This is a genomic window from Mesorhizobium sp. M7A.F.Ca.CA.002.15.2.1, from assembly GCF_003998715.1.
GTDB lineage: Bacteria > Pseudomonadota > Alphaproteobacteria > Rhizobiales > Rhizobiaceae > Mesorhizobium > Mesorhizobium ciceri.
This window is the reverse complement of the sequence record NZ_RZPI01000536.1, coordinates 2,249-3,971: the sequence shown is the minus strand read 5'-3', so window position 1 is coordinate 3,971 and position 1,723 is coordinate 2,249. Positions and strand designations below refer to the sequence as shown.

The window sequence follows — 1,723 nt, the reverse complement described above, 5'->3', positions numbered from 1 at the left end:
GAGCGGGCGTCTGGGCAGCGACCGTAACCTCTTCGGTCGCTAACAACCAATTTCGCAACCGACGGCAGCTGTGTCTGCCGTCCTGGCGAAATCCAGAATTCAGGAGACTAAAATGAACAAGATCCTTATTGCTGCCGCCGCCGTTCTGGCCATCACCGGCAGTGCCTTCGCCGGCAGCGACAATTTTGGCTCCAATGGTGCCAATCAGCCTGCCGCCACGACTTCGGTCGACAGCACGCGCACCTCTTCGGTACGCAACACCGGTTCGCCGGTCTACAAGCTGCTGAACTCGTCGGGTGACACCACCCAGAAGTCTGCTCCGCAAGGTGCCGACCGCAACCTCTTCGGCAACAACTAACAACCGAAGTCGATCTCCAAGTCAAAGAGCGGCGGGCCCGGCCCCCCGCTCTTTTTTTTGCCTGACACGGTAAATGCGGGTTAACCGCCCTTTCTTCCACTTCATTCAACGCGAAAGAACGTCCATCCGCGTCGAAGATATGCAGGTCCTCGCCATTGGCGCTCAGCCGCAATGTCGAGCCGCGCTTGACCTCGACATTGCCGGGCAGCTTGGTCACCAGCGGCAGATCGGCGCGGCCGATGTCGACATAGACAAGCTGCACCTCGCCGAGTTGCTCGACATAGTCGACCGTCCCCTCGAACAGATAGTCCGCGCCGCTGGCGATGATCAGGTCCTCCGGCCGCACGCCAAAGCTCACCGCAGCGCCCTTTGCCGAAGCCGGCGTCGCAATCGGCACGGTCGCCTTGCGTCCGCCGACATGGCTGACGACGGTCGGGTTTCCGGTCTTTTCGATGGTCGCCGGCAGGATGTTCATGGCCGGCGAGCCGATGAACTGGGCAACGAACAGATTGCCGGGCTTCTTGTAGAGGTCCATCGGCGTGCCGACCTGCTCGATATGGCCGTCCTTGAGCACCACGATGCGGTCGGCCAGCGTCATCGCCTCGACCTGGTCGTGGGTAACGTAGATCATGGTCGTGTTGGGCATCGATTCCTTGAGCTTGGCGATCTCGATGCGGGTGGCGACGCGCAGCGCGGCGTCGAGGTTCGAAAGCGGCTCGTCGAACAGGAACACCTTCGGATTGCGCACGATGGCGCGGCCGATGGCGACGCGCTGGCGCTGGCCACCCGACATCGCCTTGGGCAGGCGGTCGAGATATTTGGTCAGCTGCAGGATCTCGGCGGCCTGGCGCACGCGGCGGTCGATCTCGGCCTTGTTCTCTTTGCCGATCTTCATCGAGAACGCCATGTTGTCGTAGACGGTCATGTGCGGGTACAGCGCGTAGGACTGGAACACCATGGCGATGCCCCGCTTCGACGGCGGCACGTCGTTCACCACTTCGCCGGCTATTCTGAGTTCGCCGGAGGTGATTTCCTCGAGCCCGGCGATCGACCTCAGCAATGTCGACTTGCCGCAGCCCGACGGGCCGACGAAGACGATGAACTCGCCCGACCTAATATCGAGGTCGATGCCGTGGAGAATGTTCAGATTGCCGTAGGACTTCTTCACTTGTCTTAGCGTGACATCGGCCATTGGTTTCCTCCAGTGATTGGAAATTCAGTCGAGACGCCCGAACCAGGCGCCGTAGCCGCCAAGCTCGATGGAACCGCTGCTCGCCTGCCCCGAAAATCCGTGCCCGGGCAGAGGTTGCAGCGATCGGCCGCCAAGGTCAACCTTGGCCCGCCCGGCTCCACGATTGAAGACGC

1 protein-coding gene and 1 pseudogene are annotated in these 1,723 nt (G+C 61.7%); one reads left to right on the top strand and one right to left on the bottom strand.

Translation table 11 applies throughout. The annotated features are described in order from the left end of the window. Positions 1-112: 112 nt before the first annotated feature. Positions 113-358, top strand: coding sequence for a DUF680 domain-containing protein (locus ENZ74_RS24475; RefSeq protein ID WP_013528266.1), 246 nt, complete (start codon positions 113-115; stop codon positions 356-358). Between the two features lie 85 nt (positions 359-443). Here ENZ74_RS24475 and ugpC read toward each other — a convergent pair. Then, positions 444-1,550, bottom strand: a pseudogene (gene ugpC / locus ENZ74_RS24470) (sn-glycerol-3-phosphate ABC transporter ATP-binding protein UgpC); the annotation flags it as partial. Positions 1,551-1,723 lie beyond the last annotated feature (173 nt).